The following is a 22,658-nucleotide window of genomic DNA, read 5'->3' on the forward strand; positions in this document are numbered from 1 at the left end:
CGCTGCGCACGGCCTACCTCTGCTCCAGCAAAGGAGGTTCGCCATGCTCACCGATCTCGACGGGCTGCACCATGTCACCTCGGTCGCCGGGCCGCCGCGCCCGGTCGATCGCTTCTGGCGCGAGGTCATGGGCCTGCGCCGGATCAAGACGACGGTCAACTTCGACGCGCCGGAGGTCTATCACCTCTACTTCGGCGACCGTGTCGGCACGCCGGGCACGGTGATGACCCACTTTCCCTTCCCGGCCGCACCGCGCGGCACGCCCGGCACCGGGGAAGCGGGGCATGTCGCCTTATCCATCCCGCCCGGCGCGGCGGCGGACTGGTCGCGCCATCTCGCCGCCCATGACGTGGCTTTTACGCGCGAAAGCCTCTTCGGCGAGACGCGGCTGGCGTTGACCGGCCCCGACGGCGAACGCCTCGTGCTGGTGGAGGCGGAGGACGCCCGCGCGCCCTGGACCGCGCTCCCCGAGGGCATGGCCATCCGCGGGCTGCACTCGGTCTCCCTGCGCGTGGCGGACCGGGCCGCGATGCTGCCGCTGCTGGCGCTCATGGGCTACGCCGAGACGGGGCAGGAGGGCGCGGTCACGCGGCTCGCCGACGCCACCGGCGGGCCGGGGCATCTCGTCGAGATCGAGCACCGGCCGGACCTGCCCGCGGCGCGGCAGGGGGCGGGCTCCATCCACCACGTCGCCTTCCGCACGCGCGACGCGGAGAGCCAGGCGCGCATCCGCGCCGGGCTGACCGAGGCCGGCCACCGCGTCACCGAGGTCCGCGACCGCGACTACTTCCGCGCGATCTACTTCGCCACGCCGGGCGGCATCCTCTTCGAGGTGGCGACCGACGACCCGGGCTTCGCCCGCGACGAGCCGGTCGAGACGCTGGGCGAGCGGCTCTGCCTGCCCGAGCAGCACGCGCATCTGCGCGCCCATCTCGAGGAGGCGCTCACGCCGCTCGACCGCCCCGCGTGACGCGGGCGCCGGCGCATGGTCAGGGCTTGCGCCCGGCCTGCACGGCGGCCTACCCCGTGGCGCGGCGGTCGCGGGCGGGCGTGGCCCGGCGCGGCCCATGACACGGGGGACGACGATGAAGCTTGTGACCTACCGCCGGCACCCGGCGGACGCCGGGCGCCTTGGCGCGCTCGTGGACGACACGGTGGTGGACATCGCCCGCCTCGGCGAGGCGACGGGGGAGCCGCTGCCCGGGACGATGCTCGATTTCATCGACCTCGGGCCGGATGCCGTGCGCGTCGCGTCCGATCTTCTTGACGAGATGCGGGGCGACTGGCCGCTCGGCGTGCGCCTGCCGCGGGCGAGCGTCACGCTTCTCGCGCCGATCCCGCGCCCGCGGAAGAACGTCTTCGGCATCGGGCTCAACTACCTCGAGCACATCGCGGAGGCCGCGCGCGGGCTCGACACGCCGGCCGGGATGCCCGAGGCGCCGGTCGTCTTCTCCAAGCCGCCCACCGCCGTGATCGGCCCGGACGCGCCGATCCTGCACAATGCCGCCATGACGCAGCAGCTCGACTGGGAGGTGGAGCTCGCCGTGGTGATGGGGACCACGGCGACCCGGATCGACGAGGCGGCGGCGATGGATCACGTCTTCGGCTACTCGGTGATGCTCGACGTCTCGGCGCGCGACAACCGCCGTGCCGGGCAGTGGATCTTCTCCAAGGGCCAGGACAGCTACGCGCCCTTCGGCCCCTGCATCGTCACCGCCGACGAGATCGACGATCCGCACGACCTCGCCCTCTGGCTCACGAAGAACGGCGAGGAGAAGCAGCGCTCCAACACCGGCTTCATGTATTTCAAGATTCCGCAGCTGATCGCCGACATCTCCTCGGGCATCACGCTCGAGCCGGGCGACGTGATCGCCACCGGCACGCCCGAGGGCGTCGGCGCGGGCCGCGAGCCGCAGGAATGGATGTGGCCGGGTGACGTGATTGAATACGGCGTCGAGGGCATCGGCACGATGCGCAACCCGGTGGTGAAGATCGGCTGACCGCCACCGCCGCGACAGCGGCCCTCCCGCCGCGTCGGACTGCGCCCCGAGGCCCCGCTGACCCTGCGGAGCGGCCTTGCGGCCGCACGCTCTCTGGCACTTCGTGCGGTCAGGGGGGCGCTGCCCCCCTCGGCCCTTTCGGGCCTCACCCCCGGGAGTATTTGCTCCAAGGTGATGACAGCCAGAGGACCGCCCGGCCCATCATCTTGGCGCAAATACTCCGGGGGTGAATTGGCCGAAGGCCAAGAGGGGGCAGCGCCCCCTCCCGCCGCCGGTTCAGCCGTCGTAACGCGTGGCGCCGCGCCGGCGGGCGTCCACCGGGCGGGCGAGGATCGCGGCGTGGTGGGCGCGCTGGTCGCAGTTGGCGCGCGGGCAGATGCGGCAGTTGATGCCCACCGGCGTCATCTGCGCGCCGGCGACCCGGAAGCCCTCGGCGTAGCCGATCTCGCCCGCGTGCTCGATGGCGCAGCCCATCGCCACGGCGAGGCGGATATCCTGCGTGTGCCGGGCGAAGGTCGGCCGGTCCACGGTGCGCGAGAAGACGAAGAACTGGCTGCGGTCGGGCATTTCGACGAACTGCGGCACGATCCGTCCGGGCGTGCGGAACGAGGTGTGCACGTCGAGGCGCGGGCAGGCGCCGCCGTGCTCGGCGAGGTGGAAGTTCGTCGCGTTGAAGCGCTTGGTGACGTTGCCCGCCTTGTCCACCCTCAGGAAGAAGAAGGGCACGCCGTGCGCGCCGTCGCGGCTCAGGGTGGTGGCGCGGTGGCAGGCCTGTTCGAAGCTCACGCCGAAGCGGGTGGCGATGTGGTCCATGTCGTACTTGGACGCCCGCGCCTCCTCGAGGAAGGTCTCGTAGGGCATCAGCACCGCGGCGGCGAAGTAGTTGGCCAGTTCCACCCGGCAGCGCGCCGCGCCCTGCGCGTCCGCGATGCCGCAGCGGTCGAGCAGCCGGTCGAGCAGATCGTGATGCTCCACCAGCCCCGCGACGTGGATCAGCTGGAACACGCGGTTCGGATGATCGAGCGCCTGGCTCAGCAGGATCTCGCCGCGCGCCTCGTCGAAGAAGCGCAGCGCGTCGGGCAGCTCCTCCACGGGGACGAGGCGGGTGGCGATGCCGAGGCGGTCGCGCAGGCGGCGCTTGGCGTGGCCGTAGATCTCGTCGGGGGGCGGCGGGCGCTCCCAGAAGGCCGCGGCGGCCTCCTCCAGTTCGGGAAAGTGGTTGCGGTGGCGGCGGAAGACGTCGTGCACCGCCGCCTCCGGCGGCGCGACGAGCCGCGCGCCGGCGCCGGGCTCGGCCGAGCCGAGCTCCTCGGTCGCGGACTGGAAGGCGCGGTAGAGGGTCAGGAAACTGTCGAGCAGCGCCGGGCTGTGATCGAGCGCGGCGCGCAGTTCGGAGAGGTCCGGGCGCGCGTCCTCGAAGATCGGGTCCTGCAGCACGGCGCGCAGGTCGGCGAGGCGCGTGGCGCCCTCGTCCTCGGTGACCGCGCGCCAGTCCACGCCGTAGGCCTCCATGAGCTTCAGCAGGACCGGCACCGAGACCGAGCGCTCGTTGTTCTCGAGCAGGTTCACGTAGGAGGTCGAGATGCCGAGCGTGCGCGCCATCTGCGCCTGCGTCTCGCCGCGCTCGCGCCGGAGCCGGCGCAGGTGGGGGCCGATGAAGGTCTTCTGCATGCCTTTGCACACGCTTTACGTCTCTTTGATTTACAGTTTCACATCTTCGCGGTGCTGTAAATCTTCGCATTCACAGCAGGACCCGAATTGGTTTTGCACAAATCGCGGGCGCTGGCAGAGAGGGGTCAAGACAAGGACAAAGCCCCAAGGAGCGAGCCCATGCGCACCGGACAGACCCATCTTTTCGTCCCCGGCCCGACCAACATCCCCGAGCGGGTGCGGCAGGCGATGAACGTGCCCATGCAGGACATGCGCGCCCCCGACTTTGGCGAGCTGACGCTCGATCTCTTCGACGGGCTGAAGCGCGTGCTGCGCACCGAGAGGGCCCGCGTCTTCATGTTCCCGGGCTCGGGCACCGGCGCCTGGGAGGCGGCGATCACCAACACGCTCGACCCCGGCGACCGGGTGCTCATGGCGCGGCACGGGCAATTCTCCACCCTCTGGGCGCAGATGGCCGAGCGTCTCGGCCTCGAGGTCGAGGTGGTCGACGCCCCCTGGGGCGCGGGCGTGCCGGTCAAGGAATTCGCCCGGCGCCTCGGCGCCGACCGCGAGGGGCGGATCAAGGCGGTCTTCGTCACCCACAACGAGACGGCGACCGGCGTGACCTCGGACGTGGCCGCGGTGCGCCGCGCGCTCGACGAGTGCTTCCACGACGCGCTCTTGTTCGTGGACGGCGTCTCCTCCATCGGGTCGATCGACTTCCGGATGGACGACTGGGGCGTGGACCTCGCCGTGACCGGCTCGCAGAAGGGGCTGATGCTGCCCGCGGGCCTCGGCATCCTCGGCGTCAGCGAGAAGGCGATGGCGGCCTCGGAGACCGCCACCATGCGCCGCGCCTACTTCGAGTTCGCCGACATGGTGAAGATGAACGCCGGCGGCTATTTCCCCTACACCCCGCCGACGCAGCTCTTCCACGGGCTGCGCGCGTCGCTCGACCTGATCTTCGAGGAGGGGCTCGACGCCGTGATCGCGCGGCACCGGCGCCTCGCCGAGGGGGTGCGGCGCGGCGTGCAGGCGATGGGCCTCGAGCTCGTGGCCGAGCATCCCTCGCTCTACTCCAACACGGTGAGCGCGATCCGCGTGCCGCCCGAGATCGACGCGCGGGAGGTGATCGGCGCGGCCTACAGCCGCTACAACACCTCCTTCGGCTCGGGCCTCGCCCGGCTCGATGGCCGCGTGTTCCGCATCGGTCACCTCGGCGACCTGAACGAGGGGATGTGCCTGACCGCGCTCTCGGTGGCCGAGATGGCGCTCGCCGAGGCGGGGATGCAGGTCGATTTCGGCCGCGGCCCGGCGGCCGCGATGTCCTGGTTCACCGGCGCCGCCGAGGCCCCCGAGCTGCGCGTCGCGGCCGAGTAGCGCCGCCCCTGATCGACGCCCCGGCGACGGCGCGGCCCCGGCCGCGCCGCCAGCTCCCCTATTGCCCATTCGACGGGAGAGGCCCCATGGACATTCACGAGTATCAGGCGAAGGAAATCCTGCGCGACGCCGGCGTTCCGGTGCCCCGCGGCGGGCGCGCCACCACCCCGGAACAGGCCGGGCACACGGCGGCGGCGCTCGGCGGCGCGGCCTGGGTCGTCAAGGCGCAGGTCCACTCCGGCGGGCGCGGCGAGGCCGGCGGCGTGACGCTCTGCCGCTCCGAGGCCGAGGTGCGCGAGGCCGCCGCCGGCCTCATCGGCACGCGCCTCGTCACCTGTCAGACCGGCGCGGCCGGCAAGCCGGTGGACAGCGTCTGGGTCGAGGCGGCGACGGAGATCGCGCGGGAGCTCTACATCGGCCTCGTCCTCGACCGCACCGAGGAGCGGGCGATGCTCGTCGCCTCCGCCGAGGGCGGCATGGAGATCGAGGAGCTCGCCGCGCGCGCCCCGGAGGCGCTGCACCGGCGGGCGATCGACCCGGCCACCGGCCTGCGCGACTTCGAGGCGCGCGAGCTCGCCTTCGCGCTGGGCCTGACCGGCGCGCAGGTGGCGCAGATGGTGGCGATCCTCGGCGCCTGTTACCGCGCCTGGCGCGAGAGCGACGCCACGATGCTCGAGATCAACCCGCTGGTCGTGACCGGCGCGGGCGATCTGGTCGCGCTCGACGCCAAGATGAGCGTCGACGGCAACGCGCTCTTTCGTCGGCCGCGCATCGCGGAGCTGCGCGACGCCGCGCAGGAGGACCCGCGCGAGCGCGCGGCGGCCGATCACGGGCTCGCCTACGTCGGGCTCGACGGGGACATCGGCTGCATCATCAACGGCGCCGGTCTCGCCATGGCGACGATGGACATGATCCAGCTCGCGGGCGGCGCGCCGGCCAACTTCCTCGACATCGGCGGCGGCGCGAGCCCGGAGCGCGTCGCGCAGGCCTTCCGCACGGTGCTCGCCGATCCGAACGTGGGCGTCGTGCTCGTCAACATCTTCGCGGGCATCAACCGCTGCGACTGGGTCGCCGAGGGGGTGGTGCAGGCCTGCCGCGAGCTGGGGCTGACGCAGCCGGTGGTGGTGCGGCTCTCCGGCACGAACGTCGAGGAGGGGCGGCGCATCCTGCGCGCCTCGGGCCTGCCGCTCGTCACCGCCGATACCCTCGCCGAGGCGGCCGAGGCCGCCGTCGCCGCCCGCGCGCAACGCGCCGCCTGAAGGAGACCCGACATGGCGATTCTGATCGACGAGACCACGAAAGTCCTCGTGCAGGGGATGTCCGGCCGCATCGGCCGTTTCCACGCCGAGGAGATGATCGAACACGGCACCGACGTCGTCGCGGGCGTGACCCCCGGCAAGGGGGGCGAGACGGTGCTGGGCCGCCCCGTCTTCGACACGGTGCGCGCGGCGGTGACGGCCACGGGCGCCGAGGCGAGCCTGATCTTCGTGCCGCCGGCCGCCGCCGCCGACGCGATCATGGAGGCGGCGGACGCCGGCATCCGCACCGCCGTCTGCGTCACCGACGGGCTGCCCGCGCAGGACATGATGGAGGTCAAGCGGTTCCTGCTGCGCTATCCGGAGGAGCGGCGCATGCGGCTGATCGGCCCCAACTGCGCCGGCGTGATCTCTCCGGGCAAGGGCTTCCTCGGCATCATGCCGCCGCACATCTACCTGTCTGGCCGGGTGGGGATCGTCGGCCGCTCCGGCACGCTCGGCTACGAGGCGGCGAGCCAGATGGCGGCGCTCGGCCTCGGCGTCTCGACCTCCGTGGGCATCGGCGGCGACCCGATCAACGGCTCGAGCTTCCGCGACGTCCTCGCGCTCTTCGAGGCCGATCCGGAGACCGACGCGGTGCTGATGATCGGCGAGATCGGCGGCCCGCAGGAGGCCGACGCGGCGGAGTGGGCGCGCGCGCACATGACCAAGCCGGTGGCCGCCTACATCGCCGGGCTCTCCGCGCCCAAGGGGCGCCAGATGGGCCACGCGGGCGCGATCGTCTCGGCCTTCGGCGAGAGCGCGCAGGAGAAGGTCGAGATCCTGACCCGGGCCGGCATCACCGTCGCCCCGCACCCCTCCGCCATGGGCGAGACGGTCGCGCGGATGCTGGACGCGCGCGCCGCGGCGTGACGCGCCCGCGACGCATCATGTCGCCTTCGGGCCTGTCTTTGACGGCGGCAGGCCCGAAGCGCGGGGGCGCGGGCCTCTAGTCTGCCTCCCACGCCGCCTCTAGTCTGGGCGGCGCAGGGAAGGAGAGACCATGCGCACCCATGCCCAAGCCGTCGTGATCGGGGGCGGCGTCGTCGGCTGCTCGATCCTCTACCATCTGGCGAAACTCGGCTGGACGGAGGTGGTGCTGCTGGAGCGCGACGAGCTCACCAGCGGCTCGACCTGGCACGCGGCGGCCAATATCCACGGGCTGCACGACGCGACCAACATCTCGCGCCTGCAGCACTACACCATGCAGCTCTACAAGGAGCTCGAGGCCGAGACCGGCCAGAGCTGCGGGGTGTTCCAGCCGGGGAGCCTCTACCTCGCGCAGACCGAGGCGCGCGACCACCAGCTGCGCCTGCAGGAGGCGAAGGCCCGCCGCTACGGCATGAACTTCCACGAGATCACCCGCGACGAGGCCGAGCGGCTGCACCCGCTCGCCGATTTCGACGGCGTGCGCCGCATCATGTACGAGCCCGACGGTGGAAACGTGGACCCCTCGGGCGTGACCAACGCCTACGCCCTCGGCGCGCGGCAGCGCGGCGCGGAGATCCACCGCTTCACGCCCGTGACGGGGACGGAGCAGCAGCCCGACGGCACATGGATCGTGCGCACCGCGAAGGGCGAGATCCGCACGCCGTGGGTCGTGAACGCCGCCGGTCTCTGGGCGCGCGAGGTGGCGGCGATGGCGGGCGTCGATCTGCCGCTCCTGCCCACCGAGCACCAGTATTTCGTCACCGAGACGATCCCGCAGATCGCCGGCATGGAGCGGCGCCTGCCCTCGCTTGCCGACCGCGACGGCGAGTATTACCTGCGCCAAGAGGGCAAGGGCCTGCTCGTGGGCGCCTACGAGCGCGACATGCGCTTCTGGGCCGAGGACGGCACGCCGCAGGACTTCGGGCACGAGCTATTCGCCGACGATCTGGAGCGCATCGAGGAGAACATGATGCGCGCAATCGACCGGGTGCCGACGCTGGAGAGCGCGGGTATCAAGCGGGTCATCAACGGGCCGATGATCTGGTCGCCGGACGCCTCGGCGCTCTTCGGGCCGGTGCCGGAGAGGCGCGGCTACTTCGCCTGCTGCGGCATCATCCCCGGGTTCTCGCAGAACGGCGGGCTGGGCCGCCTCGCCGCCGAGTGGATGGTGGAGGGCGAACCCTCGCTCGACCTCTTCGGCTGGGATCTCGCGCGCTTCGGTCCCTGGGCGACGAAGGACTTCACGAAGGCGCGGGTGCGCGATCAGTACGCCCACCGCTTCGCCATCCATTTCCCCGGCGAGGAGCGGGAGGCGGGCCGCCCCGTCCGCACGCGCCCGGCCTACGAGATGCAGCGCGAGATGGGCGCGAAGTTCGGCCTCAACTACGGCTGGGAGCATCCGCTCTACTTCGACGCGGACACCCCCGACAGCGCCGGTTTCACCCGCCAGCCGTGGTGGGAGAGCGTGGGCCGCGAGGCGCGCATGGTGCGCGAGCGCGCCGGCATCCTCGACATCTCCAACTTCGCCAAGACCCGCGTCGCCGGGCCGGGGGCCGAGGACTGGCTGAACGCGCTTCTGGCCAACCGCATGCCGCGGGAGGTCGGGCGCTCCTGCCTCGCGCCGCTGATCGGCAAGCGCGGGGGCGTGGCGGGCGATTTCACCGTCACGAGGCTCGGGCAGGAGGAGTTCTGGGTCATCGGCGCCGGGGCCGCCGAACGCTTCCACCAGCGGTTTTTCGCAGAGGTGCCGCGGCCCGCGGGCACCACGGTCGAGAGCCTGACCGAGGCGGTCTGCGGCTTCAACGTGGCCGGTCCCCGGGCGCGCGACCTGCTCGCGCCGCTCACCGACGCCGATCTCTCGAACGCCGCGTTTCCCTTCTTCCGCTCGCGGCGGATCACCGTGGCGGGCATCGACTGCGTGGCGATCCGGGTCTCCTTCACCGGCGAGCTCGGCTGGGAGCTCCATTGCGCGGCCGGGGACCAGGTGGCGCTCTACACCGCGCTCCTGGAGGCCGGGCGCGCGGTCGGCGCCGGCCCCGCGGGCAGCCGGGCGCTGATGTCGCTCCGGCTGGAGAAGGGCTACGGCTCCTGGGGGCGGGACTACTCGCCCGAATACCGGCCGCAGGAGTCGGGGCTCGACGGACTGATCCGCCGCGACAAGGACTTCCTGAACAAGCCGGCGTGGGAGGCCGTGGCCGACGCGCCCCCGCGCGAGGTGCTGCGCCTGCTGGAAATCGACGCGACCGAGGCCGACGCCAGCGGCGGCGAGCCCGTCTTCCTGCCCGACGGCACGCCCGCGGGGCAGGTGAGCTCGGGCGGTTACGGCTACCACGTGGACAGCTCGCTCGCTCTGGCGTATCTCGCGCCCGAACTGGCCGGGCCGGGGGACGTGGTGCATATCGCGATCCTCGGCCGCCCGCACGCCGCCCGCGTCCTCGCGGAGCCGCCCTTCGACCCGAAGGGCCTGCGGCTGAGGGACAGGGCCGCGGAAATGGAGCCCGCGCAGTGATCGCAGAGACCCCCGGCCTGATGGAGGCCGTCAGAGCCCGCTTCGCCCATGTCGAGGAGTGCCCCTTCGAGGGGTCGCGCGTCTTCTTCGAGAACGCGGGCGGCGCGCTGCACCTCAAGACGGTGGCCGAGACCTCGGCCTTCTACGCCGCGCTGCCCGACAACCAGGGCCGCGCCAACGCCGCCTCCCGCGCGCTGATGGACAGGATCGCCCGGGGGCGCGCCGACATGCGCACCTTCTTCGGGGCGGAGGACGGCGAGGTCTTCGTGGGCGAAAGCGGCACAGAGATCCTCTTTCGCCTGATCCGCACCGCGGCGACGGGCGCGGAGGCCGGCGGAACGATGCTCTGCTCGACGCTCGAACACCCGGCGAGCCGCAGCGCCATGGCCCACTGGGCGGAGGCGACGGGCCGCCCGCTCGTCGCCGTGCCGCACGACGACGCCGCCGCCACCGTCACGGCGGAGGCCTATGCGGCCCACGTCACGCCTGAGACGCGAGTCGTCAGCATCGTGCACACCTCGCCGGTCACCGGCATGGCGGTGGACGTTCCGCGCGTCATCGCCGCGGTGCGCGCGGTCGCGCCGGAGGCCTTCGTCATCGTGGACGGCATCCAGCACGCGAGCCACGGCGCCGTCTCGGTCGCGGGCGCGGACGGCTACGCCGTCTCGCCCTACAAGATGTTCTCGCGCCACGGCTACGGCGTCGGCTGGGCCTCCGACCGGCTGACCGCCCTGCCGCACGAGCAGCTCGCGGGCGGGCCGCCCCGCGCCTGGGAGCTCGGCACACGGGACACCGGCGCCTACGCCACCTTCTCGGACGTGATCGACTACCTCGACTGGCTGGGCGCCGAGGTGAGCGGGGCGGAGGACCGCCGCGCCCGGCTCGAGGCCGCGGGCGGCGCGATCGCGGCGCACGAGGCGAATCTCCTCGGCGCGATGCTGCACGGCACCGGCAACCTGCGCGGGCTGGCCGAGATGCCCGGCGTGCGGCTGATCGGCCCGGCCGACGCGGCGGGGCGGGAGGGCGTCGTCTCCCTCTGGCTCGAGGGGATGGCCTCGGCCGATCTGGTGGATCACCTGGGCGCGCGCCGCGTGCGCGTGCACATCCGCAAGAACGATCACTACTGCGGCAACATCCTCGGGCCGCTGGGACGCGAGGACTGCATCCGCGTCTCGGTCTGTCATTACAACACCGAGGGCGAGGTCGCCCGCTTCCTCGCCGCGATGGAAGAGGCGCAGGCCACCGCCGCCTGACCTCGCGCGCCGCGGCGCGGCGTGGCATACTACCCGGAAAGGGCGGAGACGGAAGGGACCGGCCCATGTGGGCGTTGATCGCAGGGGCCGCGGCGGCGGGCGGCGCGGCCGCGCTCGTCGCGGCGAACATGCTCGGGCGCTACACCGGGCTCACCGTGCCGCGCACCGATCCCGCGACGCTCGCGCATCTGCTCGCGCCGCATCTGCGCTTCACCGCGCCCGAGGGGGCCACGGGGCCGGTGCCCTGCGCGATCCTCGTCTCGGGCTGCGACGGGCCGCGCGACAATCTCGACCGCTGGGCGCGCGCGCTCGCCGAGGCGGGGTGGGCCTCGCTCGTGGTGGACAGCCACGCGCCGCGCGGCTTTACCGAGTTTCAGCTCTGGCGGCTGATCTGCGCGGGGCAGCTCCTGACCGGCGCGGAGCGCGCGGGCGACGTCGCGGTGGCCGTCGCCGCGGCGAAGGCGCGGCCCGAGGTGGACGCGGGGCGCATCGCGCTCGTCGGCTTCTCGCACGGTGGCTGGGCGGTGCTGGAGTTCCTGTCGATGGCCGACCACGGGCAGGTGCCGCTCACGCTCACCCACTGGCCCGAGGGAATGGCCGCGCGCCCGCTCAAGGGCGTGCGGGCGGCGCTCCTCCTCTACCCCTACTGCGGGCAGCTCTCGCGGGCGAGCCGGCAGGGCTGGCGCAGCCATGTCCCGGCGCTCTTCCTGCTCGTCGAGGGCGACGCCATCGCGAGCGAGCGGCCCTGCCGCCGCCTCGTCGCGCGCGAGGCGGGCCGCGGCCTGCCGGTGCGGGAGCACGTCTATTCCGGCGTCACCCACGGCTTCGACCAGCAGGAGCGCGCGGCGCTGAGCTTCCTCTCCTTCGATGGTGAGACCACCGAGGACGCGCTCGCCCGCGGCACCGCCTTCCTGCGCGAGGCGGCGGGGTGAGGGCGGGCGCCGCGCCGCGTGCGTCGGAGTTGCGGCCCACTGCGCGACCCTGGCGCGGCCCCTGACGGCCGGTCCACGTGTGAGACGAGCGGAGGCCTTGCCGGGGCAGGGCGCGGCGGCGCGGGCCACCGGCCCGAGGGGCCGGTCGCACATGTGGGGCGTCAGGCCCCGCGGATGCGGCGCGCGCGGTGCCGCGCCCCGGTCCCGGCCGCCGCGCCCTCAGACCGGCAGCGCGGTCGTCTCCGAAACGGTGCGCAGCGCGAAGCTCGACTTCATCTGCGCGACCCCGGGCAGGCGGGTCAGATACTGCCGGTGGATGCGGGCGAAATCCTCGGTGTCCTCGGCCACGAGCTTCAGGATGTAATCCGCCGTCCCTGCCATGAGGTGACATTCCAGCACGTCCGGCACCCGCCGCACCGCCTGCTCGAAGGCCTCGAGCACCTCGTCGGCCTGCGTGGTCAGCGTGATCTCGACGAAGACCGTCGCGGGCACGCCGAGCCGGCGCGCGTCGAGCAGCGCGACGTAGCCCCGGATCATCCCCGCCGCCTCCAGCCGCTGCACGCGGCGGTGACAGGCCGAGGCCGACAGATGCACCCGCTCGGCCAGCTCGGCGTTGGAGACGCGCCCCTCGCGCTGAAGCACGCGGAGGATGCGCCGGTCGGTGTCGTCGATCTGCATCGCGGAAGGTCCTGCGCCTGATGCCCTTTTTCGCCGCAGATTATCGCGGAAATACCCGCGATGGCGAGAGGATTTCCGACGCGATTGCGCCGCGCATCGGGCAGGCTGCCGATGGATGGAGGAGGTTTCGCCATGAAGATCGGGTGCCCGAAAGAGATCAAGCCTCAGGAATACCGCGTCGGCCTGACGCCGGAGGCGGCGAGCGAGGCGGTTGCGCACGGCCACGACGTGCTGGTGGAGGCCGGCGCCGGCCGCGGCGCGGGCTTCGCGGACGCGGATTATACCGCCGCCGGCGCGCGCCTCGTCGACACGGCCGAGGCGGTCTTCGCCGAGGCCGAGCTGATCGTGAAGGTGAAGGAGCCGCAGGCCGAAGAACGCCGCCGCCTGCGCGCGGGGCAGGTGCTCTTCACCTATCTCCACCTCGCCCCCGACCCGGAGCAGACGCGCGACCTGCTCGCCTCGGGCGTCACGGCGATCGCCTACGAGACGGTGACCGACCGCGACGGCGGGCTGCCGCTTCTCGCGCCGATGTCCGAGGTCGCCGGCAAGCTCGCGCCGCAGATGGGCGCCTGGACCCTGCAGAAGGCCAACGGCGGGCGCGGCGTGCTGATGGGCGGCGTGCCCGGCGTGCCGCCGGCGAAGGTCGCGGTGATCGGCGGCGGCGTCGTCGGCACGCAGGCCGCGCGCGTGGCCGCCGGCATGGGCGCGGAGGTGACGGTGCTCGACACCTCCCTGCCGCGGCTGCGCCGGCTGGACGAGGCCTGGGGCCACCTGTTCCGCGGGCGCTACGCGAGCGGTGGCGCCAACGCCGAGCTGGTCGCGGAGGCGGACCTCGTGATCGGCGCGGTGCTGATCCCCGGCGCCGCCGCGCCCAAGCTCGTCACCCGCGCGCAGCTCGCCACGATGAAGCCCGGCGCGGCGGTGGTGGACGTGGCGATCGATCAGGGCGGCTGCTTCGAGACCTCGCGGCCCACGACGCACGACGATCCGGTCTTCGAGGTGGAGGGGATCATGCACTACTGCGTCGCCAACATGCCCGGCGCGGTGTCGCGCACGGCGACGCAGGCGCTCGGCAACGCGACGCTGCCCTTCCTTCTGGCGCTCGCCGACAAGGGCTGGCGGCAGGCCTGCGCCGACGATCCCCACCTGCTCGACGGGCTCAACGTGCACGCGGGGCAGCTGACGAACTACGCCGTCGGCCGGGCGCTCGGGATCGACGTGGTCGCGCCGCGGGTCGTCCTGAAGGGCTGAGGCGCCTGCCCATTTTCATCGGTTTGCCTTAAATTCGCCGCGCCTTGCGTGTTCCGCTCATACCCGGGTCGGTATGCGCCGGCCCCGGGGCGTGACGGAGGGCGTGGCCATGGCGCGGAACGGACGACTTTGGAGGGGGCGCGGCGCGCTCCGCGCCTTCCACCGGGCGGAGGACGGGGCGCTCGCCGTCTGGTCGATCTTCATGTTCCTGATGATGCTGATGGTCGCGGCGCTCGGCGTCGACCTGATGCTCGCCGAGACGCGCCGCGCGCAGCTTCAGTCCACCCTCGACCGCGCCGTGCTCGCCGCCGCCGACCTCGATCAGGAGCAGGACCCCGAGGCCGTGGTGCGCAGCTACCTCACCCGGGCCGGGCTGGAGGACAGCCTCGAGGCCGTCGAGGTCACCGAGGGCCTCAACTTCCGGAACGTGGAGGTGCGGGCGCAGATGTCGCAGGATACGATCCTGCTCGGCCTGCTCGGACAGGACAGCCTGCCGATCGCCACCGGTTCGACCGCGGAAGAGGCGGTGAATGACATCGAGATCTCGCTTGTTCTCGACGTGTCCGGTTCGATGAGAGGAACAAAATTACGCAACCTCAAAGACGCCGCGGGCGATTTCGTCGACACTGTCTTCGAGGATTCCGAGCCCGGTCGCACCTCCATATCGCTCGTGCCCTATTCCACGCAGGTCAACGCCGGCGCTGAGTTGCTCGGTGCGTTCAATCGTAGTGATGCTCACGACTATTCGCATTGCGTGGACTTCGATGCGGCGTCTTATGGAGAGACATCGATCGCCTTGTCGGCGCCGTTGCAGCAGGCGGCGCACCTTGATCCAAGCACGGACCCCGCGCGGTGGTGGTGGCAATGGAATCAGCGCGACTCCGTCGGTTTCTGGAGGTTTCATGACGAAACGCGCTCCGTCTGCCCTGATGACGAGGACAGGGAAATCCTGCCGCTGAGCGGTGACCCGGAGACGTTGAAACGTCATATCGATGCGTTCTCGACCCATAATCTTACGTCAACGGAAATCGGGGTTAAGTGGGGTTCCGCTTTGCTCGATCCCTCACTTCGTCCCGTGATTTCCGAGCTCGCGCGCGAGGGGATCGTGGATCCTGACTTCGCGACGAGGCCGCTCGACCACAATCACGAGAATTCCCTGAAAGTGATGGTGGTGATGAGTGACGGCGCCAACACGTCTCATGACCAGCTGAATCCAGGGCTATACAGCGGAGCGAGCGATTTCTGGATCGACCCCGACAGCGGTATTCTGTCGGTCGGCAACCACGATGACGGGTTTTACGTGCCGAGATGGGAAAGCCGTCGAAGCGGACCGGTGGGGGGTGACGACGCGCTGCGCATGGATAGACGGGATGTCTGGGGGCAGATGAGTGCTGTGACCCGCGAACGTCTACGGCGCGAGGCGCGCTACGCCGGGGTGGACCTCGAACGAGACTGGGTTCCGTTTATGAGATTCGGCACGGGTACAAAGGATTCCCGCATGGCGCAGGCTTGTCGTGCTGCCAGAGATGCGGGGATCGTGGTCTACGCTATTGGTTTCATGGTGAACGACCGTACAGCCGGCGTCCTGCGGGACTGCGCCTCGTCGGCGGGGCACTTCTTCCGCGTGGAGGGGCTGGAGATTTCGGAAGCCTTCACAGCGATCGCGCGGCAGGTGCGGCAGGTGCGCCTCGTGGAGTGATGCGCGCGGGGTCCTGCGCCGAAGAGAGCGGTGCGGGGCGGGCCGTGGAAATGGTCCGGCCCGTCAGGTTTGCCTGCAAGAGATGATCGCCTGCCGGGCCGCTGAACAGTCCACCAGTCCGCTGAACCTGCGTTGACGATCCGCGTGCCGCGGCCGTCGGCCTGTGTATCAGGGGAAAGACCGGCGCCGGCGTGGTCGCCCGCTGCGGCGTCCCCGGCGGGGCAGGGTGGCCACAGGGCCGCATCGGGGAGAAAGGAAGCGCCGGCGTCCCTAGGAAACGCGCGAACAGGACGGGACACCGGCGCTTCGGCCCGGGGGGCAGGGATGGCCCCCGGGTGTCTCTGGCCGCTTAATCGCGGCTGGCCTCGCCGCCGCCGAGCTGGTGGACGTAGGCCGCCACCGCGCGGATTTCGTGCTCTTCGAGGCGGTTCTGCCAGGGCGGCATCACGCCGAAGCGCGAGTAGGTGACCGTCTCGATCAGCGTGTCGTAGTCGCCGCCGTAGAGCCAGATCGCGTCGTTGAGCGCGGGCGCGCCCTGAAAGCGGTCGCCGCCGCCCTCGGCGCCGTGGCAGGCCGCGCACTGGATCTCGTAGATCTCGGCGCCCGCCTCGGCGGCCGCGGCGTCCTGCGGCGTGCCGCCCGACATCGTCATCACGTAGTTGACGACCTGCACGATCTCCTCCTCCGAGAGGATGTCGCCGAAGACGGGCATCTGCGACCAGCGCGCGGCGGGGTCGTCCTCGTTGCGGATGCCGTGCGCGATCGTCGTGTGGATGTCCTCGATCGTGCCGCCCCAGAGCCATGCGTCGTCCAGGAGGTTGGGATAGCCCGCCGCCTGCACGCCCGCCGCCCCCGATCCGTGGCACTGCGCGCACCAGGTGCGGAACACCGCGCCGCCGGCCTGCGTGGCGTAGCTGTTCAGCTCGGGGTCCTCGACCACCTCGGTCAGCTCGACCGAGGCGAGGCGCGCGTTGATCTCGGCGTTGCCGGCCTCGGCCGCGGCGATCTCCTTCTCGACCTCGGCGCGGCTGGAGTAGCCCAAGAGCCCCGGCGTCGCCTCCTTGAGACCGGGCCAGGCCGGATAGGCGATGGTGTAGCCGACGGCCCAGACGATCGTCGCGTAGAAGATCCAGAGCCACCAGCGGGGCAGGGGGTTGTTGTATTCCTGGATGCCGTCCCACTCGTGGCCCGTGGTCTCCGGCTCCTGCTTGTGCTGCTTGTCGCTCATTTCCGCGCCTCCTCGCGCTGCGCGTCGTCCGCGTCGCCGTCGTCGGGCGCCGGGGCGTCCTCGTGACGGAAGGGGATCGTCTTGCTCTCCTCGTGGGCCTTGCCGCGGCCGGGCAGGAACACCCAGATCACGACGCCCAGGAAGAAGAGGAACATCGCCAGCAGGCCCCAGCTGTCCGCGAGGGTCCGCAGGAAGTTGTACTCTTCCATTCGTCCCTCCTCAGCGGCTGTCGACCGGCTCGAAGGTGGAGAAGTCCACCAGCGTGCCGAGCATCTGCATGTAGGCGATCAGCGCGTCCGCCTCCGAGATCCCCGGCTGGCCGTCGAAGTTGCGCGCCTGCGCCTTGGGATAGCGCGCGAGCAGTCCCTCGTGGTCCGCGTTCGGGTCGGTCTGCGCCCGGAAGTCGGCGGCGGCGTTCTCGATCATCTCGTCGGTGTAGGGCACGCCGACGGTGCGATGCGTGCGCAGCAGATCCTCGATGTGCTCGGGCGTGATCATCGTCCGCTCGAGGTAGTCGTACTTCGGCATCACCGATTCCGGCACCACCGACTGTGGATCGCGGAAGTGGTCCACGTGCCAGGCGTCGGAGTAGCGCCCGCCGACGCGGGCGAGGTCCGGCCCGGTGCGCTTCGAGCCCCACTGGAACGGATGGTCGTACATCGATTCCGCGGCGAGGCTGTAGTGGCCGTAGCGCTCCACCTCGTCGCGCATAGGGCGGATCATCTGGCTGTGGCAGACGTAGCAGCCCTCGCGGACGTAGATGTCGCGCCCGGTGAGCTCCAGCGGGCTGTAGGGCCGCATGCCCTCCACTTCCTCGATCGTGTTCTCGAGGTAGAAGAGCGGCACGATCTGGACGAGCCCGCCCACCGTCACGACCAGGAAGCTGAAGATCAGCAGCAGGGTCGCGTTGGTCTCGATGATCTTGTGCTTGTCGAGAATTGCCATCGGTCGGCCCTCCTTATTCGGCCGGGACGGCGGCCGGGGTGCCCGCGGCCGCCTTGGCCGGGGACCGCCGGACGGTCATCCAGAGGTTGTAGCACATGATCACCGCGCCGGCGACGTAGAGCACCCCGCCGAGGGCCCGGACCACATACATCGGGAACTTCGCGGCCACGGTGTCGGCGAAGCTGTTCACGAGGAAGCCGTTGGCGTCCACCTCGCGCCACATCAGGCCTTCCATGATGCCGGTGACCCACATCGAGGCGGCGTAGAGCACGATCCCGATGGTGGCGAGCCAGAAGTGCCACGAGACGAGGCTGAGCGAGTAGAGCCGCTCCCGGTTCCAGAGCCGCGGCACGAGGAAGTAGAGCGCGCCGAAGGTGATCATGCCGTTCCAGCCGAGCGCGCCCGAATGCACGTGCCCGATGGTCCAGTCGGTGTAGTGGGAAAGCGAGTTGACCGCCTTGATGGACATCATCGGCCCCTCGAAGGTGGACATGCCGTAGAAGCCCACGGAGATCACCATCATCCGGATCACCGGGTCGGTGCGCAGCTTGTCCCAGGCCCCCGAGAGGGTCATCAGGCCGTTGATCATGCCGCCCCAGCTGGGCATCCAGAGCACGATCGAGAATACCATGCCCAGCGTCGAGGCCCAGTCGGGCAGCGCCGTGTAGTGCAGGTGGTGCGGACCCGCCCAGATGTAGATGAAGATCAGCGCCCAGAAGTGGATGATGCTGAGCTTGTAGGAAAAGACCGGGCGCTCGGCCTGCTTCGGGATGAAGTAGTACATCATCCCGAGGAAGCCCGCGGTCAGGAAGAAGCCCACCGCGTTGTGGCCGTACCACCACTGCGTCATGGCGTCCTGCACGCCGGCGAAGGCCGAGACCGACTTCGACCCCCAGATCGAGACCGGGACCGAGAGGTTGTTGAAGACGTGCAGCATCGCGACGGTCACGATGAAGCTCAGGTAGAACCAGTTGGCGACGTAGATGTGCGGCTCTTTCCGCTTCACGATCGTGCCGAGGAAGATGGCGAGGTAGACGACCCAGACGATCGTCAGCCACCAGTCGGTGTACCACTCGGGCTCGGCGTATTCGCGCGACTGCGTCGCACCCAGCAGGTAGCCGGTGGCCGCGAGCACGATGAAGAGCTGATAGCCCCAGAACACGAACCACGCCGCGTTGCCGCCCCAGAGGCGCGCGGCGCTCGTCCGCTGCACCACGTAGAAGGACGTCGCGATCAGCGCGTTGCCGCCGAAGGCGAAGATCACCGCCGAGGTGTGCAGGGGCCTGAGCCGCCCGAAGTTGGCGAAACCCTCCGACCAGTCGAAGTTGAGCCCCGGAAAGGCGAGCTGGAAGGCGATGAAGGTGCCCACCAGAAAGCCCACGACGCCCCAGAAGGCCGTCGCGATCACGCCCGCGCGCACCACCCCGTCCATGTAGCTCCGCTGCAGGTCCGGACCGTCCGCGACCACCGGCTCGTCGGTGTGGCGCAGCGTCCAGAGAAAGAGCCCGCCGGCGACGAGCATGACGATTATGGCATGAACCTGATAGGCCATATCGCGCGCGAAGTTGGCCGCCATCATCGCGAAGATGGTGACGAGGCCATACGCGATCAGCTTGATGTAATTCGACATATGGTCGTTTCCCTTCCGTCGGCCCGCACGAGTCACCCTCCCGCGCGGACGTGTTCGCACACCGACGTATGCGGACGCACGGGAAAGAGCACCTTGATCTGCATCAATGCGGCCCGGCGCGCGCCTTGACCCGGATCAATGTGGCAAAACGCGCAGCCACCTAGGCTCGCCGCGAAGCATACGAAGGAGAGCCGGATGGCCTACAAGACCCTGATGACCGTGGTCACGGACCCCGCGCTGGCCGAGGGGCCGCTCGCGCAGGGCATCGCGATGGCGCGGGCGGAGGACGCGCAGCTCGAGGTCGCCTGTTTCGGCGTCGACCGCACGCAGACCGGCTACTACTACGCCGGCGCCAACGCGATGATCCTTCAGGAGACGCTGGCCCGCGCCCAGAAGGAGGCCGAGGCCGCCGCCGAGCACGTGCGCGGCACCCTCTCGGGGCTCGACATCCGCTGGAACGTCGAGACCGGCGTCGCGCAGCTCGCCGACATCGGCCGCAGCGTCGCGGCGCACGCGCGCTTCTCCGATCTGGTGATCCTGCCCAAGCCCTACGGCGAGGGGCACGGCGCCGAGCTGGAGCCGATCATCGAGGGCGCGCTCTTCGACGGCCGCGTGCCGGTCATGGTGCTGCCCGACGGCTACGACGCCCGCCTGCAGCCCCGGCGCGTCATGATCGGCTGGGACGAAAGCGCCGAGGCGCTCTCGGCCGTGCGCGCCGCGCTGCCGATCCTGACCCGGGCCGAGGCGGTGAACATCGTCGTCGTCGATCCGCCCGCCCACGGCGCCAACCGCTCCGACCCCGGCGGCATGCTCTCGCAGTTCCTCGCCCGCCACGGCGTCAAGGTCGAGATCGACGTGCTCGCCAAGACCCTGCCGCGCATCTCGGACGTGCTCGCCCGGCACGCGGGCGACATCGAGGCCGACCTGATCGTGATGGGCGCCTACGGCCACTCCCGCTTCCGCGAGGCGATCATGGGCGGCGCGACGCGCAACATGCTCGAATCGACCACCGTGCCGCTCGTCATGTCCCACTGATGGGCCCGCGCGCGCCCCGCGGATCGCGCCGGTCCGCGGGGCGCCTCGGCGCCCTCAGCGGCGCGGCGGTCGCCAGTGCGTCGGCACGATCAGAAGCGCGCCGACGGCGCTCAGCACGGCGTCCACGCCCGGCGGGCCGAAGCTCACGCCGAACATCACTCGAACGAAGTAGAAGAGGAACGCGCCGCCCACGCAGATGATGACGCTCTGCACAAGGCCGTTGCGCGTGAAGCCCGTCTTTTCCGACAGGTAGCCGACGATCCCGGCGATCACCACGGTGCCGATCAGCGTCGGAAACATGCCCTCAGGCCCCGAGCCGCGTGCCCGGCGGCAGCGCCAGCCCGCGCAGGAAGGCCGCGGCGTCCTGCGGCGCGCGGCCCTCGCGCTGCGCGCGCGTCACCTGCACCGCGCCCGTGCCGCAGGCCACCGTGAAGGCGTCGTCCAGCACCTCGCCCGGCGTGCCCGAACCCGCGGCGACGCGCGAGCCGAGGAGCTTGACGCGCTGCCCCACGACCTCGGTCCAGGCCCCGGGGAAGGGCGAGAGCCCGCGGATCAGGCGGTCCACCTCCTCGGCCGGGCGGGTCCAGTCCACCCGCGCCTCGGCCTTGTCGATCTTGGCGGCGTAGGTGACGCCCGCCTCGGGCTGCGGCATCGGCGCGAGATCGTCGAGCCGCGCCAGCGCCTCCACGATCGCCTCCGCCCCGAGCGCCGCGAGGCGATCGTGCAGCGCGCCCGCCGTTTCCTCCGCGCCGATGGGCGTGCGCCGCTCCAGCAGCACCGGCCCGGTGTCGAGGCCGGGCTCCATCTGCATGATCGCGATGCCCGTCTCCCGGTCGCCGGCCATGATCGCGCGCTGGATGGGCGCCGCGCCCCGCCAGCGCGGCAGAAGCGAGGCGTGGATGTTCAGGCATCCCCGCGCGGGCGCCGCGAGGATCGGGCGCGGCAGGATCAGCCCGTAGGCCGCGACCACCGCCACCTCCGCGCCGAGCGCGGCGAAGGCTGCCTGCTCCGCCTCCGGCTTCAGGCTGACGGGATGGCGGACGGGAAGGCCGCGCGCCTCGGCGGCGGCCTGCACCGGGCTCGGGCGCGGCGCCTTGCCCCGGCCGGCGGGGCGCGGCGGCTGCGTGTAGACGGCGGCGATCTCGTGGCCCGCGTCCTGCACGGCGGCGAGCGCCTCTGCCGCGAAATCGGGCGTTCCCATGAAGATCACGCGCATCGGCTACCCCGCCTTCTTCGCCCGGCGCAGGATCATGTCCCGCTTCACCCGGCTCAGCCGGTCAAAAAACATCCGCCCCTCCAGGTGGTCGATCTGATGCTGCACCGAGACGGCCCAGAGCCCCTCGAACTCGCGCCGGTCGATGACCCCTGCCTCGTTCAGGAAGCGCACCGTGACCCGCGCGGGCCGGCGCACCACCGCAGAGACGCCGGGCAGGCAGGGGCTCGCCTCCGTGCGCTCGGCCGTCTCGCGCGAGGTGTCGAGGATCTCGGGGTTCGCCATGCGGATCGCCTGCCCGCGCGCCTCGCTCGCGTCCACGACGGCGAGGCGTTCCATCACGCCGAGCTGCGGCGCGGCGAGGCCGACGCCCGGCATCGCCTCCATAACCGCGATCATCTCGTCCCAGAGCGCCCGCGTCGCGTCGGTGACCGCCTCGACCGGCGCGGCGGGGCGGCGCAGCCGCGGGTCCGGCCAGCGCAGGATCGGGCGCGGGGCGGGGCGCGCGCTCACGCCTTGGCCTTCTCACGCTTCAGCTTGACCATCTTCCGGGTGATCATCTGCCGCTTCATCGGGCCGAGGTAGTCGATGAAGAGCTTGCCGTTCAGATGGTCGATCTCGTGCTGCACGCAGGTCGCCCAGAGCCCGTCGAAGCTCTCTTCGCGCGGGTGTCCGTCGGCGTCCATCCAGCGGACCTGCACCTCGGCGGGGCGGGTGACCTCGGCGTATTGCTCGGGGATCGAGAGGCAGCCCTCCTCGTAGGTGTTGAGCGTCTCCGAGGCCGCGACGACCTCGGGGTTGAACATCACCAGCGGGCGGGGCGCCGCGCCCTCCTCCTTGACGCAGTCGAGCACGATCAGCCGCTCCGCCACGCCCACCTGCGGCGCGGCGAGGCCGATGCCCGGCGCGTCGTACATCGTCTCGAGCATGTCCTCGGCCAGCTTGCGCCGCGCGTCGGAGAGATCGTCGACCGGCGCAGCCACCTTCTTGAGCCGCGGGTCGGGGTGAATGAGGATCGGGCGCTTCATGG

At 71.2% G+C, this 22,658-nt stretch carries 21 protein-coding genes; 11 read left to right on the plus strand and 10 right to left on the minus strand.

From position 1 onward, the window contains the following. Positions 1–43: 43 nt before the first annotated feature. Both DRV84_RS04880 and DRV84_RS04885 read left to right on the plus strand, forming a co-directional pair. Positions 44–970, plus strand: coding sequence for a VOC family protein (locus tag DRV84_RS04880; protein ID WP_115978758.1), 927 nt, complete (start codon positions 44–46; stop codon positions 968–970). Between the two features lie 115 nt (positions 971–1,085). Continuing rightward, on the plus strand, positions 1,086–2,000 hold the full coding sequence (locus tag DRV84_RS04885) for a fumarylacetoacetate hydrolase family protein (protein WP_115978759.1): 915 nt from the start codon (positions 1,086–1,088) through the stop codon (positions 1,998–2,000). Between the two features lie 276 nt (positions 2,001–2,276). Here DRV84_RS04885 and DRV84_RS04890 read toward each other — a convergent pair whose 3' ends face one another. Next, positions 2,277–3,671, minus strand: coding sequence for a helix-turn-helix domain-containing protein (locus tag DRV84_RS04890; protein ID WP_115978760.1), 1,395 nt, complete (start codon positions 3,669–3,671; stop codon positions 2,277–2,279). A gap of 159 nt (positions 3,672–3,830) precedes the next feature. Between DRV84_RS04890 and DRV84_RS04895 the strand changes: the two genes are divergently transcribed. From DRV84_RS04895 to DRV84_RS04920, 6 genes are all read left to right on the plus strand, one after another. After that, positions 3,831–5,030 (plus strand): pyridoxal-phosphate-dependent aminotransferase family protein, encoded by a 1,200-nt coding sequence (locus DRV84_RS04895; RefSeq protein ID WP_115978761.1) that lies wholly within the window; start codon positions 3,831–3,833, stop codon positions 5,028–5,030. An 86-nt stretch (positions 5,031–5,116) separates the two neighbouring features. Next, positions 5,117–6,289: a malate--CoA ligase subunit beta gene (locus tag DRV84_RS04900; RefSeq protein WP_115978762.1), complete on the plus strand. Its 1,173-nt coding sequence runs from the start codon at positions 5,117–5,119 to the stop codon at positions 6,287–6,289. 12 nt (positions 6,290–6,301) lie between these two features. Further along, entirely contained in the window at positions 6,302–7,198 is an 897-nt protein-coding gene (gene sucD, locus DRV84_RS04905) for a succinate--CoA ligase subunit alpha (RefSeq protein ID WP_115978763.1), read from the plus strand. Between the two features lie 130 nt (positions 7,199–7,328). Then, on the plus strand, positions 7,329–9,764 hold the full coding sequence (locus DRV84_RS04910; RefSeq protein ID WP_115978764.1) for a GcvT family protein: 2,436 nt from the start codon (positions 7,329–7,331) through the stop codon (positions 9,762–9,764). Then, complete coding sequence (locus DRV84_RS04915) at positions 9,761–11,017, plus strand: aminotransferase class V-fold PLP-dependent enzyme (protein WP_239994988.1); 1,257 nt, start codon at positions 9,761–9,763, stop codon at positions 11,015–11,017. The genes DRV84_RS04910 and DRV84_RS04915 overlap by 4 nt, the downstream gene beginning before the upstream one ends. A 65-nt stretch (positions 11,018–11,082) precedes the next feature. Further along, positions 11,083–11,949, plus strand: coding sequence for a dienelactone hydrolase family protein (locus DRV84_RS04920; protein WP_115978765.1), 867 nt, complete (start codon positions 11,083–11,085; stop codon positions 11,947–11,949). A gap of 219 nt (positions 11,950–12,168) precedes the next feature. On the opposite strand, the gene DRV84_RS04925 is transcribed toward DRV84_RS04920, so the two are convergent. After that, positions 12,169–12,627 carry an Lrp/AsnC family transcriptional regulator gene (locus DRV84_RS04925; RefSeq protein WP_115978766.1) on the minus strand — a complete coding sequence of 153 codons (459 nt, stop codon included), beginning with the start codon at positions 12,625–12,627 and terminating at the stop codon, positions 12,169–12,171. Between the two features lie 132 nt (positions 12,628–12,759). Between DRV84_RS04925 and ald the strand changes: the two genes are divergently transcribed. Together ald and DRV84_RS04935 are read left to right on the plus strand one after the other, a co-directional pair. After that, positions 12,760–13,878, plus strand: coding sequence for an alanine dehydrogenase (gene ald / locus DRV84_RS04930; RefSeq protein ID WP_115978767.1), 1,119 nt, complete (start codon positions 12,760–12,762; stop codon positions 13,876–13,878). Positions 13,879–13,987: 109 nt separating this feature from the next. Beyond that, positions 13,988–15,577 (plus strand): pilus assembly protein TadG-related protein, encoded by a 1,590-nt coding sequence (locus tag DRV84_RS04935; protein ID WP_275668722.1) that lies wholly within the window; start codon positions 13,988–13,990, stop codon positions 15,575–15,577. A 349-nt stretch (positions 15,578–15,926) separates the two neighbouring features. Here the strand turns inward: DRV84_RS04935 and ccoP are convergent, their stop codons facing one another. The 4 genes from ccoP to ccoN are packed head-to-tail and all read right to left on the minus strand — an operon-like array spanning position 15,927 to position 19,380. Next, on the minus strand, positions 15,927–16,805 hold the full coding sequence (gene ccoP / locus DRV84_RS04940) for a cytochrome-c oxidase, cbb3-type subunit III (RefSeq protein WP_115978769.1): 879 nt from the start codon (positions 16,803–16,805) through the stop codon (positions 15,927–15,929). After that, a complete protein-coding gene (locus DRV84_RS04945; RefSeq protein WP_115978770.1) occupies positions 16,802–17,014 on the minus strand; it encodes a cbb3-type cytochrome c oxidase subunit 3 in 213 nt (70 codons plus the stop codon). Before DRV84_RS04945 ends, ccoP begins: the two co-directional genes overlap by 4 nt. A 10-nt stretch (positions 17,015–17,024) precedes the next feature. Beyond that, positions 17,025–17,750, minus strand: coding sequence for a cytochrome-c oxidase, cbb3-type subunit II (gene ccoO / locus DRV84_RS04950; protein ID WP_115978771.1), 726 nt, complete (start codon positions 17,748–17,750; stop codon positions 17,025–17,027). A gap of 13 nt (positions 17,751–17,763) precedes the next feature. Next, positions 17,764–19,380: a cytochrome-c oxidase, cbb3-type subunit I gene (ccoN, locus tag DRV84_RS04955; RefSeq protein WP_115978772.1), complete on the minus strand. Its 1,617-nt coding sequence runs from the start codon at positions 19,378–19,380 to the stop codon at positions 17,764–17,766. Positions 19,381–19,575: 195 nt separating this feature from the next. Here ccoN and DRV84_RS04960 point away from each other — a divergent pair, with 195 nt between their 5' ends. Next, a complete protein-coding gene (locus tag DRV84_RS04960; RefSeq protein ID WP_115978773.1) occupies positions 19,576–20,415 on the plus strand; it encodes a universal stress protein in 840 nt (279 codons plus the stop codon). 54 nt (positions 20,416–20,469) lie between these two features. Here DRV84_RS04960 and DRV84_RS04965 read toward each other — a convergent pair whose 3' ends face one another. From DRV84_RS04965 to def (DRV84_RS04980), 4 genes are read right to left on the minus strand one after another with little or no spacing between them, the layout of a single operon-like run. Beyond that, entirely contained in the window at positions 20,470–20,715 is a 246-nt protein-coding gene (locus DRV84_RS04965) for a hypothetical protein (RefSeq protein WP_115978774.1), read from the minus strand. Positions 20,716–20,719: 4 nt separating this feature from the next. After that, the gene (gene fmt, locus DRV84_RS04970) at positions 20,720–21,631 is read right to left on the minus strand and encodes a methionyl-tRNA formyltransferase (protein WP_115978775.1); all 912 of its coding nucleotides are present in this window, start codon (positions 21,629–21,631) and stop codon (positions 20,720–20,722) included. Positions 21,632–21,634: 3 nt separating this feature from the next. After that, positions 21,635–22,141, minus strand: coding sequence for a peptide deformylase (gene def / locus DRV84_RS04975; protein ID WP_115978776.1), 507 nt, complete (start codon positions 22,139–22,141; stop codon positions 21,635–21,637). Continuing rightward, the gene (def, locus tag DRV84_RS04980) at positions 22,138–22,656 is read right to left on the minus strand and encodes a peptide deformylase (protein ID WP_115978777.1); all 519 of its coding nucleotides are present in this window, start codon (positions 22,654–22,656) and stop codon (positions 22,138–22,140) included. The genes def (DRV84_RS04975) and def (DRV84_RS04980) overlap by 4 nt, the downstream gene beginning before the upstream one ends. Positions 22,657–22,658: the final 2 nt, after the last annotated feature.

Origin of the sequence: Rhodosalinus sediminis (assembly GCF_003385555.1) — a bacterium.
Taxonomy (GTDB): Bacteria; Pseudomonadota; Alphaproteobacteria; order Rhodobacterales; family Rhodobacteraceae; genus Rhodosalinus; species Rhodosalinus sediminis.

Coding starts and splice junctions, on each gene's coding strand:
- DRV84_RS04880 (WP_115978758.1), top strand. CDS start 44: ATGCTCACCGATCTCGACGGGCTGCACCATGTCACCTCGGTCGCCGGG.
- DRV84_RS04885 (WP_115978759.1), top strand. CDS start 1,086: ATGAAGCTTGTGACCTACCGCCGGCACCCGGCGGACGCCGGGCGCCTT.
- DRV84_RS04890 (WP_115978760.1), bottom strand. CDS start 3,671: ATGCAGAAGACCTTCATCGGCCCCCACCTGCGCCGGCTCCGGCGCGAG.
- DRV84_RS04895 (WP_115978761.1), top strand. CDS start 3,831: ATGCGCACCGGACAGACCCATCTTTTCGTCCCCGGCCCGACCAACATC.
- DRV84_RS04900 (WP_115978762.1), top strand. CDS start 5,117: ATGGACATTCACGAGTATCAGGCGAAGGAAATCCTGCGCGACGCCGGC.
- sucD (WP_115978763.1), top strand. CDS start 6,302: ATGGCGATTCTGATCGACGAGACCACGAAAGTCCTCGTGCAGGGGATG.
- DRV84_RS04910 (WP_115978764.1), top strand. CDS start 7,329: ATGCGCACCCATGCCCAAGCCGTCGTGATCGGGGGCGGCGTCGTCGGC.
- DRV84_RS04920 (WP_115978765.1), top strand. CDS start 11,083: ATGTGGGCGTTGATCGCAGGGGCCGCGGCGGCGGGCGGCGCGGCCGCG.
- DRV84_RS04925 (WP_115978766.1), bottom strand. CDS start 12,627: ATGCAGATCGACGACACCGACCGGCGCATCCTCCGCGTGCTTCAGCGC.
- ald (WP_115978767.1), top strand. CDS start 12,760: ATGAAGATCGGGTGCCCGAAAGAGATCAAGCCTCAGGAATACCGCGTC.
- DRV84_RS04935 (WP_275668722.1), top strand. CDS start 13,988: ATGGCGCGGAACGGACGACTTTGGAGGGGGCGCGGCGCGCTCCGCGCC.
- ccoP (WP_115978769.1), bottom strand. CDS start 16,805: ATGAGCGACAAGCAGCACAAGCAGGAGCCGGAGACCACGGGCCACGAG.
- DRV84_RS04945 (WP_115978770.1), bottom strand. CDS start 17,014: ATGGAAGAGTACAACTTCCTGCGGACCCTCGCGGACAGCTGGGGCCTG.
- ccoO (WP_115978771.1), bottom strand. CDS start 17,750: ATGGCAATTCTCGACAAGCACAAGATCATCGAGACCAACGCGACCCTG.
- ccoN (WP_115978772.1), bottom strand. CDS start 19,380: ATGTCGAATTACATCAAGCTGATCGCGTATGGCCTCGTCACCATCTTC.
- DRV84_RS04960 (WP_115978773.1), top strand. CDS start 19,576: ATGGCCTACAAGACCCTGATGACCGTGGTCACGGACCCCGCGCTGGCC.
- DRV84_RS04965 (WP_115978774.1), bottom strand. CDS start 20,715: ATGTTTCCGACGCTGATCGGCACCGTGGTGATCGCCGGGATCGTCGGC.
- fmt (WP_115978775.1), bottom strand. CDS start 21,631: ATGCGCGTGATCTTCATGGGAACGCCCGATTTCGCGGCAGAGGCGCTC.
- def (WP_115978777.1), bottom strand. CDS start 22,656: ATGAAGCGCCCGATCCTCATTCACCCCGACCCGCGGCTCAAGAAGGTG.